Source organism: Actinoplanes sp. NPDC000266, from assembly GCF_042899005.1.
GTDB lineage: Bacteria > Actinomycetota > Actinomycetes > Mycobacteriales > Micromonosporaceae > Actinoplanes.
This window is the reverse complement of record NZ_JBIAZI010000003.1, coordinates 743,974-759,133: the sequence shown is the minus strand read 5'-3', so window position 1 is coordinate 759,133 and position 15,160 is coordinate 743,974. Positions and strand designations below refer to the sequence as shown.

The following is a 15,160-nucleotide window of genomic DNA, read 5'->3' as shown; positions in this document are numbered from 1 at the left end:
GGTGTGACAGGGTCGTCGCCGTGGAGCAATTGATCGATGTGGGCGACGGGTCCCTGTGGGCCGAGGACACGGGGGACGACCTGCCGCCGGTTGTGCTGTTGCACCCCGGAGTCGGCGATTCGCGCGTCTGGAATCCGGTCTGGGACCGGCTGGGCGGGCGACATCGGTTGATCCGCTACGACGTCCGGGGCTTCGGCCGCTCCGCGCCGCCGGCCGGCCGGTTCTCCCGGCTGGATGATCTGCGCCGATTGCTCGACAAGCTCGACGTCGGGCCGGCGTTGTTCGCCGGTTGCAGCATGGGTGGCGGCACCGCGCTCGACCTCGCCCTCGCCGAGCCGGACCGGGTCCGCGGATTGGTGCTGGCGTGCCCCGGCATCTCGGGGGCCCCGTCCGCTCACGACCCGGACGACGAGCCGGACAGCGCCGATCCGGAGGTCTTCGTCGAGCAGGGCGTCGCCCGGTGGGCCGCGGCCGGGCGTGACCCGCTGGTCGTCGACCTCCTGCGGTCGGCGGTTCGTTTCTGGATCGGCTGGGGCGACGCGTTCTTCGCCGATGACGGCGACGCGTGGTCCCGGCTGGAGGAGGTCGCCACGGCCAGCGTGCTGCTGTTGGGCGATCTCGAACGACCGTCGTTCGTGCCGGGCTGCGTCGAGGCGGCGCGGCGCATTCCCGGCTGCCGTCTGGTACGCCTGCCGCGCACCGACCATTTTGTGCCGCTGCGGGCGCCCGGGGCGATGGCGGAGGCGTTGTTCTCGTTGTCGCGTTGACCGGAAACCAACTGGACTCGATCAGCGCTACGTCGGCGATGTCCGGGCAGAAGTCCTCGGAGTGAGGGCTGGTGCGGGCGGCGACGAAACGGTGGCCCTGCCCGGTCGGCGGCGCCGCGGCGCCGTTGCTGACCCACCAGGAGGCGGCCGCCCTTGACAGCACGGGACCCACCGGCCGTCGGCTGCGTTTGCTGTTGCCCCGAGGTGGGGACGGTCATCTACTGAGTCGATGCATGTGAAGCGTCCGGTCGATCCGGCTATGACGCGGCGGCTCGTTCTGACGCCGGTTGGTCACGGCGATGTCGATGATCTGGCGGGCCGCGGATATGCGACGGAGCTTGGCCGGGCAGCGCTCGTCTGGGCGGGAGAGCACCACCCGGATCTGCCGATCGTGGCGTGCACCGAGGTCCACAACCGGGCCTCGCGCGCTGTCATGGAACGGCTCGGGATGCGGTCGGCGGGCACGATCCGACGTGATGGACTTGTTGAGGGCCGGGTCGGCATACACCCAGATGCCCCTTTTGCCCTTTACCGATTTTGTCATACCCATGGCCGACACTTGAGGAGCTGGCACAGGCGTACGGAATGAGGGGTAGCGATGAGACGGGAGGCGAGTATCGCGCACGTCGATCTGGACGCCATGTTCGCCGCCGTGGAACAGCGCGACAAGGTCTCGCTGCGAGGCCGGCCGGTCATCGTCGGTGGAGTCGCCGGGCGCGGGGTGGTCTCGACCGCCTCCTACGAGGCACGCCGGTACGGGGCCCGGTCGGCTATGCCGACCGCCGAAGCGCGGCGCCGCTGCCCGCCCGGCACCGCCTTCCTCGCTCCCCGCTTTACCGCGTACCGCAAGACCAGCGAGGTTGTCATGGCCCTGCTCGGGCAGCTGTCGCCGTTGGTGGAGCAGGTGTCCATCGACGAGGCCTACATCGATCTGGCTGCCGCCGGTCACCACGACCTGTCCCCGGCCGGCCTCGCCGCCCTCGGAGAGCACATCAAGACCGGCATCGCCGCCGCCACCGGCGGGGTGACCGCCTCGGTGGGGATCGGCACCTCCAAGCTGATTGCCAAGATCGGCTCCGACCTGCACAAACCGAACGGCCTCACGATCGCCGCCCCAGGTGAGGAACAGGCGCTGCTGCGCCCGCTGCCGGTGACCAGCCTCCCCGGCGTAGGGCCGGCCACGGCCGAACGGCTGCGCCGCAACGGCATCCACACCATCGGCGCCCTGGCCCAGGTGAAACTGGCGGACCTGCTCGAATGGTTCGGCCAGGCCCACGGGACCGGCCTGTTCCGGCTCGCCCGTTCCGACGACGACCGGCCGATCGTGGGGGAGCGGGAAGCGAAGTCGGTGTCCGCTGAGGAAACCTTCGACACCGACCTGACCGACCGGAACAGGTTGAACAGCGAGCTCGACCTGCTGGCGGCCCGGGTCGGCGGACGGTTACGCACGGGTGGCCTGTCCGCCCGCACCGTCACGATCAAGGTCCGGTCGTACGACTTCACGACCATCACCCGATCGACGACCCGTACGCAGCCGACCGACGACCCACGCCTCGTTGCTCAGTTGGCTCGGCGGTTGCTGGCTGAGGTCGATACCTCGGCCGGCATCCGGCTGCTCGGTGTGGGCGCGACCGCGCTCGCCGACTTCGTCCAGGACGATCTGTTCGGTGTGAACCACGCCGCTGATGCCATCGGCGGTCATGCGGACACCGCCAACGCCAACGAGGCCGCCGGGCCACAGTTGGCCCCTGAGGTGCCGGGGGTTGGGCGGCCGGGCCAGGACGTCCACCACGACGATCACGGACCAGGATGGGTCTGGGGTAGCGGACGTGGCCGCGTCACCGTGCGCTTCGAAGGCCCCACCACACCACCAGGTCCCGTACGCACTTTCGCGGCTGACGACCCGGCGCTGCATCCCGCTGAGCCGCCCGATTGGACACTGCCCCCGCGCCGACCTCTCTTTCCATCGTGATCATCCACCGAGCCGGTCGCTGTTGAGGGTGCCGGCGCGCTCGAGCACGACGGCCGGCGCCTTGGCCACCGAGCCGCTGTCGAACGGCGGCCGCGGGTCGTACTCGGTGTAGAGCTGGATCGCCTGCGCTGTGGTGTCGTCGGTGAGCAGAGCGGCCAGACGCAGGGCCATGTCGATGCCGGAGGAGACCCCGGCCGAGGTGATGATCCGGCCCTGCCGGACCACCCTCTCGCTGGTGTACACCGCGCCGTAGCCCTGGAGATCGGCGACCGACTCCCAGTGCGTGGTCGCGGTGAGCCCCTCAAGCAGCCCGGCGGCGCCCAGCACCTGCGATCCGGTGCAGACCGAGGTGGTGAACCGGGTGGTTTCGTGCATCCGGCGCACCCAGTCGAGGAACGGAGGGTCGGAGATCACCTTGTGGGCACCGCCTCCGCCGGGGACGAGCAGCACGTCACACGATTCGACCTCGGAGTAGCGCGTCTTCACCTCGACCGTCAGCGCACCCAGCGCGTCGATGAGAAGGCCCGGCTCCGGCGCGACGAAGCGCACCTTGGCGCCCGGAACATAGGCCAGGATTTCGTACGGGCCGATGGCGTCGAGCGGTTCGAAGCCTTCGAAGAGCACGATGACGATGTCCATGGATCGCAGCCTATGTGAATGACGGCTGCGTACGGGCCGGCCTAGCTGGACTCGATCAGGGCTACGTCGGCGATGTCCAGGCGGAAGTCCTCGGCGTGGCCGCCGACCTGGAACGTCAGCTCGGAATGAGGGCTGGTGCGGGCGGCCACGAAACGGTACTCGTGGCGGCACGCTGTGGTGTCGACCGGCAGGTCGCGGGTGTACGACTCCTGATAGGTGGGTGGGCTGTCCTGCACCCGGACCCGGATCGTTGTGGCGTGGTCGGTGGTTGCGGTGAAAGCCAAGGTGTACGGGCGGCCCTGCACCAAGTTGACGTCGCCGCGCACGATGACGACGTCGCCGGGGCTCTTGGTTCCGGTGAGTACGTCGGCGCGGAAGCGGTGGCCCTGTTCGGTCAGTGATGCCGCGGTGTTGTTGCTGACCCACCAGGAGGCGGCGGCCCGGGACAGCACGTCGGGGCCGGCCGGGGCGGGATGGCCGGACGGAAGGCAGGCGTCCGACGACTCGGCGACGGGGACGACGGGCGTGCTCCGCCAGTCGGACCAGGCCCGGGTGCCGATCACGCCGGCGCCGACGCCGGCCACGAAGATCACGGCGACCAGGGGCGGGGCCACGCCTCGGCGCCGGGACGTGGGGGCCGGTTCGGCCGGGGTCTCCGGCTCCGACGATGAGCACCAGGCGGCGCGCCAGCGGGCCAGCTCGGCCGCGATGGCCGGCTCGTCCTGGCCGCTTGCCCGCAGGCAGGCTGTGACGAACGAGTCGACGAACTCGTATCGGGGCAGGCGCGGCAGACGCTTGCCCGAGAGCACCTCCGACGTGGTGCTCGGCGGCAGCGGGTCGGGCCGGATGTCGCCGCGGGCGGACGCGATCCGCTGGTCGGCGAGCCGGCTCAGCTGCCGCAGCGAAGGGTTGCCGGCGCGCACGCGGAGCTGGCGGAGCTCGGCGACGAACTCGTCGGCCGTCCGCACCGGCGCGGGCATGTCTACAGAGGAACTCGGCATCGCCGGTCACTATAACTACGCGCGTCTGTCGTTTCCGGGGGCCAGGCCCGTGCGGACCGCGTGCAGGGCGGCCTGGGTGCGGTCGGCCAGGCCGAGCTTGAGCAGGATGCTCGAGACGTGGGTCTTCACCGTCTTCTCGGCGACGACCAGGGCCCGGGCGATCTCGCGGTTGGAGCGGCCCTCGGCCAGCAGGGCCAGCACGTCGCGCTCGCGGGCGGTCAGGGCCGGTTCCTCGGCCGGGGCGCCGAGCAGGCCGGCGGCCACGTCCGGTTCGAGCAGCAGATGGCCGGCGGCGACCGAGCGGACGGCCGCGACCAGGGCGTTCGGGTCGACGTCCTTGGAGAGGTAGCCGCGGGCGCCGGCCCGCACGGCCGGGATCAGGCGGGCCCGGTCGGTGAAGCTGGTGACCACGAGCACCCGGGCCGGCAGCTCACGGCGGCGCAGCTCGCGCAGCACCTCGACGCCGTCCATGCCGGGCAGCACCATGTCGAGCAGCACGACCTCGGGCCCGGTCTCGGTGATCAGGTCGAGCGCGGTGGGGCCGTCGGCCGCCTCACCGATCACTTCCAGGTCTCCGGCCAGCTCCAGGAAAGTGCGCAATCCCCGCCGTACGGCCGGATGGTCGTCCACGATCAGCACGCGGATGTCAGGCATGGCGGACCTCCAGGCGGACGGTGGTGCCCTCGCCGGGGGTGGAGTCGACGGTCAGGGTGGCCCGGACGGCGCAGGCGCGCTCGCGCATGGAGCGCAGGCCCAGGCTGCGGCCGGCCTTCAGGGTGGCGGCCACGTCGAAGCCCCGGCCGTCGTCGGCGACCTCCAGACGTACGACATCGGGGTCTTGGGTGTGAAGGCGAACCCGGACCGTGGCCGCCTTGGCGTGGCGGACCGCGTTGTGCAGGGCCTCCTGGGCCACGCGGAAGACGACCGTGCGGGCGGGCATCGGCAGCTCGGGCGGGGCGTCGTCGCTGTAGGTGAGGTGTGGGGCGCCGTTGTAGGCCCGGTCGAGGATGCTGACCTGTTTGCGCAGCGCGGCGGACAGGCCGTCGGTGGCCAGGCCGGCCGGGCGCAGCTCCTGCACGGCGGCCTGGAGCTCCTCGGTCGCCTCCCGGGCCAGGGTGGCCACCTCGGCCAGGTGGCGGCGGGCGGCGGCCGGGTCGCGGTCGAGCAGGACGTCGGCCGCCTGGGCGGTCAGGCGCAGGCCGAACAGGCGCTGGGCGACCGCGTCGTGCAGGTCGTGGGCGATGCGGGCGCGCTCCTCGGCGATGGTGAGCTCGCGGTTGCGGGCGTAGAGCCGCGCGTGGGTCAGGGCGATGGCGGCGTGGGCGGCCAGCACGCCGACCAGTTCCTCGTCGGCGTCGGTGAAACCGCCGGGCTTGTTGGCCAGGTAGAGCGCGCCGAGGATCTCGTCGCCGCTGATGATGGGCACGCCCAGGAAGGCCTCGAGCACCGGATGGGCGGCCGGCCACCAGTGGAAGCGCGGATCGGCGCGGATGTCGGCCACCCGCTGGGTGGCCGGGTCGCGCAGCATGACGGCGAGGAAGCCGTGCTGGCGGGGGAGCGGGCCGATCGCGGCCTGCACCTCGTCGCTGACGCCGGAGACCACGAACTGCGCGAACGAGCCCGCCTCGTCGGGGACGCCCAGCGCCGCATAGCGCGCGCCGGCCAGCTCGCGGGCGGTGTCGACGATGGTCTGCAGCACCTCGGGGACGGTCAGCTGGTCGCTGACCGCCAGCACCGCGGCCGACAGGCGCCGCGCGACGTGCAGCTCGTCGCTCATGCCGCCACCATAGCGGCGGGCACCGGCAGACAACCTGCGCCGATGGTCCTAGGACCAAGGTCCCGGGCCGAAGCCGTCCCGGGCCCGATTCGGCGGCCGTCGATGAGCGGCAGGGTCGAGGCATGACCAACGACAACACGACACCGGTCGCCGTCATCACCGGCGCCTCCCGCGGTCTCGGCGCGGCGCTGGCCCGGGGACTGGCCGCGGCCGGCTGGCGGCTCGTGCTCGACGCCCGCACCGCCGGGGACCTCGACAAGATCGCGGCCGAGCTGGGGGAGCGGACCACCGTCATCGCCATTCCCGGCGACGTCGTCGACGACGACCACCGGGCCGTCCTGGCCGCCGCGGCCGGTCAGCTCGGCGGGGCCGGCCTGCTCGTCAACAACGCGTCCGTGCTGGGCGGCTCGCCGCTGCCCGCGCTGGCCACCTTCCCGCTGCCGGCGCTGCTGGAGACGTTCGAGGTGAACGCCCTGGCGCCGATCGCCCTGACCCAGCTCCTGCTGCCGCAGCTGCGGCGGTCACCGTCCGGCGGCGCCGTCCTGAACATCAGCTCGGACGCGGCCGTCGAGGCGTACGAGGGCTGGGGCGGCTATGGGGCCGCCAAGGCGGCGTTGGACCACGCTGGGCGGGTGCTTGCGCTCGAGGAGCCTTCCGTACGGGTGTGGAGCGTCGACCCGGGCGAAATGCGCACGCGCCTCTACCAGCAGGCCGCTCCCGGCGAGGACATCTCGCACCTGCCGCCACCCGGGACCGTGGTGCCGCATCTGCTGGGTCTGCTGCGGTCGCGCCCGGCCTCGGGGCGCTACACGGCGTCCAGCCTGCCGGCTGTCGAAGGGGCGCGATGACCACCGCGACCCTCGATTTCGAGCTGCCGGCCGACCTGGAGGCGCGGGAGCCGGCCGAGGCTCAAGGGCGACGGCGTGAGGACGTACGCCTGTTGGTGAGCCGCGGCGAGGAGGTGAGCCATCACCGGTTCCCGGAACTGCCGTGGATCCTGCGGGCCGGAGACCTGCTGGTGGTGAACAACTCGGCGACGGTGCCGGCCGCGCTCGACACGGACGATGGGCTGGTCGTGCACGTCTCGACCGAGCACGCCGACGGGTCGTGGCTGGTGGAGCCGCGCCGGAAAGCCGGGGGCAGCACGGCCCCGTTCGCGCCGGGCACGGGGCCGGCGCGGGCGGGGCTGCGGCTTCCGGTGCCCGAGGGGTCGGTCACTCTGCTCCGCCCGTACACCTCAAGGCTCTGGATCGCGAAAGCCGACGTGCCGGGCACGAGGGTCGACTATCTGGCGCGGCACGGCCGGCCGATCCGGTACGACTACACGGATCGGGACTGGCCGCTGGCGACGTATCAGAACGCCTACGCGACCGAGCCCGGCAGCGCCGAGATGCCGAGCGCGGGCCGTCCGCTGACCGGCGAGGTGCTGGCCACGCTGGCCGGGCGGGGGATCCTGGTCGCGCCGATAACGCTGCACACGGGCGTGGCGTCGGCCGAGGTGGACGAGCCGCCGTACCCCGAGTGGTATTCGGTGCCGTCGCCGACCGCACGGTTGATCGAGCACGCCCGGGCCGGCGGTGGCCGGGTGATCGCGGTCGGCACGACGGTGGTGCGGGCCCTGGAAACGGCGTGGGACGGGCCGGCGTCCGGCTGGACCGGTCTGGTCATCGGGCCGGAGAGACCGGTGCGCTCGGTCGACGGGTTGCTGACCGGGCTGCACGAGCCGCGCGCCTCACACCTGCGGATGCTGTCGGCGGTGACCGGGAATGCGGCGTTGCGGTCGGCGTACGACGAAGCGCTGCGGGAGCGCTACCGATGGCACGAATTCGGTGACGTCCACCTGATCCTGCCCTGACCGGTCAGGCGGCGTACTTCTCGACCAGGGTGCCGACGGCCGGGAGAGCGGCCTCGATGTGCTTTCCCGCGCCGCCGCGCACGGTGTTGTACGCCTTGACGACCACGGCCTTCTCCGAGTCGCGGGCCATGTCGTCGGTGACCTTGAGCATGGCCTCGGTGACTTCGGGGCTGCGCTTGGCCAGGTAGTCGCCGAAGGTGCCGCCGCCGGCCAGGTGGAAGTCGGCCCAGAACGGCTGGAGCTGCTCGAGGGCCGGCGGCACGATCAGCTCGACGGTCTGCGCGTAGTAGCCGGGCGCGAACGACGAGACGGCTTTGTAGGCGAGCTTGACCGCGGCCGCCGAGACACCGGACTTCGTGGCCAGCTCCGACTGTACGACCCCCTGAAGGTCGGCGGCGATCGCCTTGACGGTGGCCGCGTCGGTCGCGAGGTCGTTCAGGTTCGAGATCATGCGCCCGACACTATCCAGCAAATGATCTTGAATAGCTCTCCAGCCACCGATCCTGACCGGACAGTGACGGGCAAATGACCAAGTCGCGGCCGGCGCCGCCTCAGAAGGCCAGGGCCTCGGGTACTTGCAGCTCAGCGCGGTCGCGGCGGGTCATCATGCCCTGGAAACTGGCGGCCAGGTCGTCCGGGTCGACGGCCGGGATGGCGCTGACGTCGATGCCCAGGTCGAAACCACCGCCGGTCATCGCCCGATGGCCGGCGCTGCCGGTGACCATCGCGCCGATGTGCAGCACGCCGGCGTACACGCCCTTGTCCCTGACCTCGGAATGCAGTGACAGCACGTAGTTGCGGGCGGCCGCCATGCCCGGCCCGGGACCGCTCATGCCCGGCCGGGGGTCGGTGGCGGAGACGCCCTGGCCGAGCAGGATGGCGCCGTCGCCCCGCTCGATCATGCCCGGCAGCACGGCGTGCACGACCTCGATGAAGCTGAGCAGGTGCAGGTCGAGAAGCCCGCGCACGGTGTCCGCGCGCAGGTCGGCGGCCGCGGTGAAGCCCTCGGTAGCGATCGGCGCGTACTCGACGACGTCGATGTCACCGATCCGCTCGATGAGCGCCGGGATCTGATCGGGCCGGCTGAGATCGGCGGCGAACGCGGTTGCCTCGATGCCCTCGGCCCGCAGCTCGGCGGCCAGCGAGTCGAGGCGCGCGCGGTCGCGGGCGACGAGCGCGACCCGATAGCCGTCGCGGCCGAAGAGACGCGCCACGGAGGTGCCCAGTCCGGTTCCGGCTCCGAACACGGCGATGGTTCTGGTCATGTCTGCTCCCTGAAGTTGAGGCCGCCATCAACTTAGAGGAAACTTGAGGGCAGTATCAAGTTCGGAGGATCTATGCTCGTACGGTGACCTCGCCGCTCCGCCGTGACGCCCGCCGCAACATCGAGCGCGTCATCGAGGCGGCGACGGAGGCGTTCCGCGAACATGGCCTGGAAGTGCCGCTGGAACACATCGCCCAGCGGGCCGGGGTCAGCCCCGGCACCGTCTACAACCGATTCGGCGGCCGCGACGCGCTGATCGACGCCGTGATGCCGGCGTTGGTCGAGGCCCGGGCCCGCGAGGCGATCGACCGCGGTCTGGCCGAGACCGACCCGTGGCAGGGGTTCGTGGTCTACGTGACGATGCTGTGCGAGCTCCAGGCGACCGACCTGTCCGTGGGCGACGCGCTCGGGCGGCGCTATCCGTCGGCCGAGCGGCTCACCGAGATCTGCAACGCGCAGATCGGCCGGGCCCAGGTGATCATCGATCGGGCGCACGAGGCCGGGGCGCTGCGCACCGACTTCACGACCGAGGACATGCCCTATCTGTTCTGGTCGAGCGCGGCCGTCGCCCGCGCCACGGCTGACACCGCGCCCGAGGCGTGGCGGAGGGCGCTCGCGTTCACCCTCGACGGGCTGCGCGCGTCAGCCGCCCATCCGCTGCCGGCGCCACCGATGACCCACGACGAGATGCTGTCGGCGATGGTCGCCCTCGGAGAGAGGCGTCAGGGCAGGAGCTGATCGAGGGCCGGCGCCTTGGTCAGTATTCCGTCGCGGCGGCCCAGCTGGGCCAAGCGGTCGATCGACGGGCGGTTGATCTCGTCCGGCCAGCTGGGGAGGATCATCGCGATGCGGACGGTGTCGTTGATCGTGGTGTAGGTGCCGACGATGTCGCGGACCTCGTCCGGGTGGGTCGCGGCGTACGCCATCGAGTCCTTTATCGCCCCGGTGAACTGGGTGACCAGGTCGGGGCTCTTGGCGATCTCGGCCTCGCTGGTGAAATAAAGCGCCACCGTCAGGTTGGCCGCGGTGTCCACGAAGTTCGACGCGATGACCTGGCCGCCCTGGGTCAGCACCTGCGACAGCTGCGGCTCGACGACCCAGGCGGCGTCGACCCGGCCGCCCTGCAACGCCGCCGGCATGTCGCCGAAGGGCATGGCCTCGAACTTCAGGTTCGTGGGATCGCCGCCGGCGCTGCGCACCGACTGCCGTACGGTCGTGTCGCCCAGGTTCTTCAAGGTGTTGACCGCGATCGTCTTGCCGGTCAGGTCCTTGGCCGAGCGGATCTTGCTGCCGTCGTGCACGACGATCGCCGAGAAGTCACGCCCGGCCCGGCCGGTCGACGACACCCCGGCCGCCACGCCCTTGAGCTGGGCGCCGCCGGTCTGCGCGGCCATCAGCGAGGTGACATTGCTGAAGCCGAACGGGTATTTGCCGCTGATCACGTTCTTCACGATCGCCGAACCGCCCTGCTCGGGCACGAGCGTGAGGTCGATGCCGCGGCTCGCGAAGAAGCCCTTGGCCTTGCCGAGATAGATCGGCGCCACGTCGATGATGGGCACGACGCCGACGGTGACCTTGGTGCCACCGCCGGTGTCGCCCTTGTCGTCCGGCGAGCAGGCCGTGGTGGCCAGCAGCATCAAGACAACGGCGGCGGCGAGGATCCGGCGCATGGGTCCGCTCCAGGGGAGATCAGGGGCGCATTTGCGCCGGGCGAACGGTACCTGATCTCCGACCGCTTGGGGACCGGCCAGAAGGGACGAACATTGCGGACGTCAGGACCCGGCGAGTTTGCGCAGCGCGCCGGCCGCCCCGTCGGTGAGCGGCTCACCGTGACCGGGCAGGATCGTCTTGACGTCCAGCGCGGCCAGCTTCTTGACCGACGCGGCGGCCTGGTCGAGGTCGGCCGTGTACTGGGGATCGGACCCGGTGAGCCCTTCGGTGGTGCGGAGGGCGTCGCCCGCGACGAGCGTTCCGGTCGACGGGTCGAAGACCGAGATGTGCCCCAGAGTGTGCCCGGGCGTACCCACGATCTGGAGTCCGAAGACCTCGTCCCCGTCGGCCAAGGGCTTCAGCTCCTGCTGCGCGTTCACGATCGAGCCGACATCGTCCCGCCCGGCGTAGAAGGCCGCCTTCACCTGAGGCTCCACGTCGGGCAGCCCGCCCACGTGGTCCTGGTGCTGGTGGGTCAGGATGACGTGCTTGACCTGCCCCCACCCGCTGCCGGCGGCGGTCAGCGCCGAGCCGATGGCGCCGCCCGAACCCGCCGTGCCGAGGTCGACCACGGCCGCCTCACCACCCCGGATGAGCAGATAGGCCGACACGAACGAGAGGCTGACCCGCTCCCAGCCGCCGGCGACGCCGGAGGAGGACGGTGTCGTGGCGGCGGGCGCGTCGGAACCGGAGCACCCGGTCACCGTGTTGAGGATCGTCACGCCGAGGACCCCCGCGCCCGCACTGACAAGCAACCGGCGGCGCGTGAGCAGAAAGTCCGTCATGGTCCGATGATTTCGGCCGCCATCTCACGATCGCCACCGGAACGGCCGCGTCTTTACCGATTCGAAGCAAAGTCACGTGCGGCGCGCCGACCGTTTCGGCAGCAAGCCGTTGACGACCGCCCGATGCGCTGGTGCGGGACGTCCGCAATGATCGAGACATGCCCGTCCATCCTGGCCACCCTGGCGGTGGCTGAGGAACTGCGCCAGTTGCGATCGTCCACCAGCGGCATCCAGACCGCGTTGCAGGACGGCAGCGGGCTGCCCGCCGGTTTCCACGTCAGGGTCATCGCGGACCAACTTGAGCGCATGCAGGAGGAGATCCGGCGGCTTCGCTAGTCCCCACTGTCATCTGGGCCGCTGGCATACGCGCAGGTCACAGGCAGTTTCCGTAGTTCGGCCATAACCTCGCCCGTCAACCGATTCTTATCCGGTGACACTGGGTACACAACGCTGGCATGACGGTCTACGGAATCCATGCCTCTCATGAGCAGATCCCGCCCGCCGAGCTGCTGGCCGCCGTGGTCGCTGCGGAGCAAGCGGGGTTCGAGGCAGCCATGTGTTCTGATCACTTCTCGCCGTGGAGCGCGCGGCAAGGGCAGTCCGGGTTCGCCTGGTCGTGGCTCGGCGCGGCGCTGCAGGCGACCAACCTTTCGTTCGGTGTGGTCAACGCTCCCGGGCAGCGGTACCACCCGGCGATCATCGCGCAGGCCATCGGGACGCTCGCTTCGATGTATCCGGGGCGGTTCTGGGCGGCGCTCGGCAGCGGTGAGTACAGCAACGAGCATGTCGTCGGCGGCGAGTGGCCCCGCAAGGACCTGCGCGAGGCGCGGCTGTTGGCCTGCGTCGACGTGATCCGCGACCTGCTGGCCGGCAAGGAGGTCACCCGGGACGGGATCATCACCGTCGACCGGGCCCGGCTCTGGACGCGGCCCGACGAGGCGCCGCCGCTGATCGGGGCCGCGGTCAGCACCAAGACGGCCGCCTGGTGCGCCAAGTGGGCCGACGGTCTGGTCACCGTCAACGCGCCCGAGGAGCAACTGCGCGCGATGATCGCCGCCTACCGCGACGCCGGCGGCACCGGGCCGGTCTGCCTTCAGGTGCACCTGAGCTGGGCGCCGACCCAGGACGAGGCCGAGCGGATCGCGCACGACCAGTGGCGCAGCAACATCTTCGCGCCGCCGGTCTGCTGGGACGCCGAGACCGTCGAGCACTTCGACGTCATCTCCGAGAACGTGACCGTCGAGCAGGTGGCGAAGGTTGTGAACATCTCGGCCGACCTGGAGGAGCACACCGATCTGCTGCGCCGGTACGCCGCGCTCGGCTTCGACCGGATCTACCTGCACCACGTCGGTCAGAACCTGACGCCGTTCATCGATGCCTTCGGGAGCAAGGTGCTGCCCGCCCTCCGCTGATCGATATCGGTCCTCCGCCGTCCGGCGCCGCTTCTGGCCGGGCGGCGGAGTTGTATACAACCTGGCCTCGGTATTGCGCTGTGAGGGCCTCTCTCGCCAAGATTGCATACATCCACGGCGAGGGAGGTTCGGTGCGGGCAGCGGCGGAACAGGCGGCGCAGACGTTGCGGGAGGAGATCCTGGCCGGGGCCATCCCGTCCGGAGCGCGGTTGGGGGAGGTGGAGCTCGCCGGGCGGCTGTCGGTGAGCCGCACGCCGATCCGCGAGGCGCTGACCCGGCTGGCGGCCGAGGGCCTCGTCGAGATCCAGCCCAACCGGGGCGCCCGCGTCGTGAGCCGTTCCGACGAGGAGCTCCGCGAGATCTTCGAACTGCGACTGCGGCTTGAGCCGTACGCCGTTCAGCAGGCCGTTCCAGCGCTCAGCCCCGAGCAGCTCGACGACCTCGGCGCGCTCGCCACCGAGATGATCGAGGCCGGGGACCGGGACGCTCTGGTCGAGCTGAACCGCCGCTTCCACAGCATCTTCATCGAGGCCGCCGGGTCGCGCCCGCTGGCCGACGCGCTCCGCGGCGTGACCCACGCGCCGGTCGTGCACCAGAACTTCCACAACTACACGCCGGAGGCGCTGCAGCGCAGCCTCAATCACCACGTGGAGATGGTGGCCGCGGCCCGCGCGGGCGATGGGGAGTGGGCCGAGGCGGTGATGCGCGCCCATCTGTACAACGCGCGCGCCACGATGATCAGGGCCGGCGCGGACGGGGCCGCGGGCGCGGTGGGAGGCCCTCGATGACGCTGCCTCTGGACGATCTGCGGGTGGTCGAGTTCGGTCAGCTGCTGGCCGGGCCGTTCTGCGGTCAGCTGCTCGGCGACTTCGGGGCCGAGGTCATCAAGGTGGAGGATCCGGCCAAGGGTGATCCGATGCGCGAGTGGGGCCGGGAGAAGCCGCACGGCAAGTCCCTGTGGTGGCCGGTCGTGGCCCGCAACAAGAAGTCGGTGACGTGTGATCTTCGTAAGGCGGAGGGGCAGGCGCTGATCAGGCGGCTGATCGACACCGCCGACATCGTGGTCGAGAACTTCCGGCCCGGGACCCTGGAGCGGTGGGGTCTCGCCCCCGAGACGCTCTGGAAGACCAACCCCGGCCTGGTCGTCACCCGCGTCACCGGCTACGGCCAGAGCGGGCCCTACGCGAGCCGGGCCGGCTTCGGCTCGATCGGCGAGGCCATGGGCGGCATCCGTTACGTGATGGGCGATCCCGGTCAGCCGCCCGTCCGGGCCGGCATCTCGCTCGGCGATTCGCTCGCCGCGACGTACGCCTGTCTCGGGACCTTGACCGCGATTCATCACCGGTCGAGAACGGGGCGGGGCCAGATCGTCGACTCCGCCATCTACGAGGCCGTGCTGGCCATGATGGAGTCGCTGGTGCCCGAGTGGGCGATCGCCGGCTATCAGCGGGAGCGCACCGGCGCGACGCTGCCCAACGTCTCGCCCAGCAACGTCTATCCGACCGGCGACGGCGACCTCATCCTCATCGCGGCCAACCAGGACAGCGTCTTCGGCCGGCTCGTCACCGTCATGGAGCAGCCGGGCCTGGCCACCGACCCGCGGTACGCCACGCACGGCGCTCGGGGCGCCGCGATGGCCGAGCTCGACACGCTCATCGCCGAGTGGACGTCCACCCGCAAGGCCGAGGAGCTGCTCACCGCCCTGCACGCGGCGGGCGTGCCGGCCGGGCGGATCTTCCGGGCCAAGGACATGTTCGCCGATCCGCACTTCGCGGCGCGGGAGGCCATCGTGACCGTGCCCCACCCCGACTTCGGCGAGCTGCCGATGCAGAACGCCACGCCCCGCCTGTCCGAGACGCCGGGCAAGGTGCGCTCGGCCGGCCCGGCGCTGGGCGAGCACAACGACGAGATCTACGGCGGCCTTCTCGGCCTCGGCGAAACGGAGCGCGCGAACCTGCGCAAAGAAAAGATCATCTAA

Annotated in this window: 18 protein-coding genes; 10 read left to right on the top strand and 8 right to left on the bottom strand. The window is 71.1% G+C overall.

The annotated features are described in order from the left end of the window. The first annotated feature begins 20 nt into the window (after window positions 1-20). The 3 genes from ACFY36_RS14985 (at window position 21) to ACFY36_RS14975 (ending at window position 2,739) form a co-directional block, all read left to right on the top strand. Entirely contained in the window at window positions 21-767 is a 747-nt protein-coding gene (locus ACFY36_RS14985) for an alpha/beta fold hydrolase (RefSeq protein ID WP_499746515.1), read from the top strand. Window positions 768-996: 229 nt separating this feature from the next. After that, entirely contained in the window at window positions 997-1,356 is a 360-nt protein-coding gene (locus tag ACFY36_RS14980; RefSeq protein WP_499746514.1) for a GNAT family N-acetyltransferase, read from the top strand. A 9-nt stretch (window positions 1,357-1,365) separates the two neighbouring features. Then, window positions 1,366-2,739: a DNA polymerase IV gene (locus ACFY36_RS14975; RefSeq protein ID WP_499746513.1), complete on the top strand. Its 1,374-nt coding sequence runs from the start codon at window positions 1,366-1,368 to the stop codon at window positions 2,737-2,739. On the opposite strand, the gene ACFY36_RS14970 is transcribed toward ACFY36_RS14975, so the two are convergent. From ACFY36_RS14970 to ACFY36_RS14955, 4 genes are read right to left on the bottom strand one after another with little or no spacing between them, the layout of a single operon-like run. Beyond that, window positions 2,740-3,378, bottom strand: a complete 639-nt coding sequence (locus tag ACFY36_RS14970) for a DJ-1/PfpI family protein (protein WP_499746512.1) — start codon at window positions 3,376-3,378, stop codon at window positions 2,740-2,742. Between the two features lie 41 nt (window positions 3,379-3,419). Then, entirely contained in the window at window positions 3,420-4,358 is a 939-nt protein-coding gene (locus ACFY36_RS14965) for a hypothetical protein (protein WP_499746511.1), read from the bottom strand. 36 nt (window positions 4,359-4,394) lie between these two features. Continuing rightward, a complete protein-coding gene (locus tag ACFY36_RS14960; RefSeq protein WP_499746510.1) occupies window positions 4,395-5,033 on the bottom strand; it encodes a response regulator in 639 nt (212 codons plus the stop codon). After that, a complete protein-coding gene (locus ACFY36_RS14955) occupies window positions 5,026-6,156 on the bottom strand; it encodes a GAF domain-containing sensor histidine kinase (protein WP_499746509.1) in 1,131 nt (376 codons plus the stop codon). Before ACFY36_RS14955 ends, ACFY36_RS14960 begins: the two co-directional genes overlap by 8 nt. Window positions 6,157-6,278: 122 nt before the next feature. Between ACFY36_RS14955 and ACFY36_RS14950 the strand changes: the two genes are divergently transcribed. After that, a complete protein-coding gene (locus ACFY36_RS14950; RefSeq protein WP_499746508.1) occupies window positions 6,279-7,004 on the top strand; it encodes an SDR family NAD(P)-dependent oxidoreductase in 726 nt (241 codons plus the stop codon). Next, on the top strand, window positions 7,001-8,011 hold the full coding sequence (locus ACFY36_RS14945; protein WP_499746507.1) for an S-adenosylmethionine:tRNA ribosyltransferase-isomerase: 1,011 nt from the start codon (window positions 7,001-7,003) through the stop codon (window positions 8,009-8,011). The genes ACFY36_RS14950 and ACFY36_RS14945 overlap by 4 nt, the downstream gene beginning before the upstream one ends. Window positions 8,012-8,015: 4 nt before the next feature. Here ACFY36_RS14945 and ACFY36_RS14940 read toward each other — a convergent pair whose 3' ends face one another. Together ACFY36_RS14940 and ACFY36_RS14935 are read right to left on the bottom strand one after the other, a co-directional pair. After that, a complete protein-coding gene (locus ACFY36_RS14940) occupies window positions 8,016-8,462 on the bottom strand; it encodes a DUF6918 family protein (protein ID WP_499746506.1) in 447 nt (148 codons plus the stop codon). A gap of 100 nt (window positions 8,463-8,562) precedes the next feature. Continuing rightward, entirely contained in the window at window positions 8,563-9,276 is a 714-nt protein-coding gene (locus tag ACFY36_RS14935; protein WP_499746505.1) for an SDR family NAD(P)-dependent oxidoreductase, read from the bottom strand. Window positions 9,277-9,359: 83 nt separating this feature from the next. Between ACFY36_RS14935 and ACFY36_RS14930 the strand changes: the two genes are divergently transcribed. Then, window positions 9,360-10,013: a TetR/AcrR family transcriptional regulator gene (locus tag ACFY36_RS14930; RefSeq protein ID WP_499746504.1), complete on the top strand. Its 654-nt coding sequence runs from the start codon at window positions 9,360-9,362 to the stop codon at window positions 10,011-10,013. On the opposite strand, the gene ACFY36_RS14925 is transcribed toward ACFY36_RS14930, so the two are convergent. Both ACFY36_RS14925 and ACFY36_RS14920 read right to left on the bottom strand, forming a co-directional pair. Further along, window positions 9,998-10,945 carry an ABC transporter substrate-binding protein gene (locus ACFY36_RS14925; protein ID WP_499746503.1) on the bottom strand — a complete coding sequence of 316 codons (948 nt, stop codon included), beginning with the start codon at window positions 10,943-10,945 and terminating at the stop codon, window positions 9,998-10,000. The genes ACFY36_RS14930 and ACFY36_RS14925 overlap by 16 nt on opposite strands. A 102-nt stretch (window positions 10,946-11,047) precedes the next feature. Continuing rightward, window positions 11,048-11,770 (bottom strand): MBL fold metallo-hydrolase, encoded by a 723-nt coding sequence (locus tag ACFY36_RS14920; protein ID WP_499746502.1) that lies wholly within the window; start codon window positions 11,768-11,770, stop codon window positions 11,048-11,050. A gap of 147 nt (window positions 11,771-11,917) precedes the next feature. Between ACFY36_RS14920 and ACFY36_RS14915 the strand changes: the two genes are divergently transcribed. The 4 genes from ACFY36_RS14915 (at window position 11,918) to ACFY36_RS14900 (ending at window position 15,160) form a co-directional block, all read left to right on the top strand. Continuing rightward, window positions 11,918-12,106, top strand: a complete 189-nt coding sequence (locus tag ACFY36_RS14915) for a hypothetical protein (protein WP_499746501.1) — start codon at window positions 11,918-11,920, stop codon at window positions 12,104-12,106. Between the two features lie 119 nt (window positions 12,107-12,225). Next, window positions 12,226-13,182, top strand: coding sequence for a TIGR03885 family FMN-dependent LLM class oxidoreductase (locus tag ACFY36_RS14910; protein ID WP_499746500.1), 957 nt, complete (start codon window positions 12,226-12,228; stop codon window positions 13,180-13,182). Window positions 13,183-13,313: 131 nt separating this feature from the next. Then, window positions 13,314-13,970 (top strand): GntR family transcriptional regulator, encoded by a 657-nt coding sequence (locus tag ACFY36_RS14905; protein WP_499746499.1) that lies wholly within the window; start codon window positions 13,314-13,316, stop codon window positions 13,968-13,970. Then, the gene (locus ACFY36_RS14900; RefSeq protein ID WP_499746498.1) at window positions 13,967-15,160 is read left to right on the top strand and encodes a CaiB/BaiF CoA transferase family protein; all 1,194 of its coding nucleotides are present in this window, start codon (window positions 13,967-13,969) and stop codon (window positions 15,158-15,160) included. The genes ACFY36_RS14905 and ACFY36_RS14900 overlap by 4 nt, the downstream gene beginning before the upstream one ends.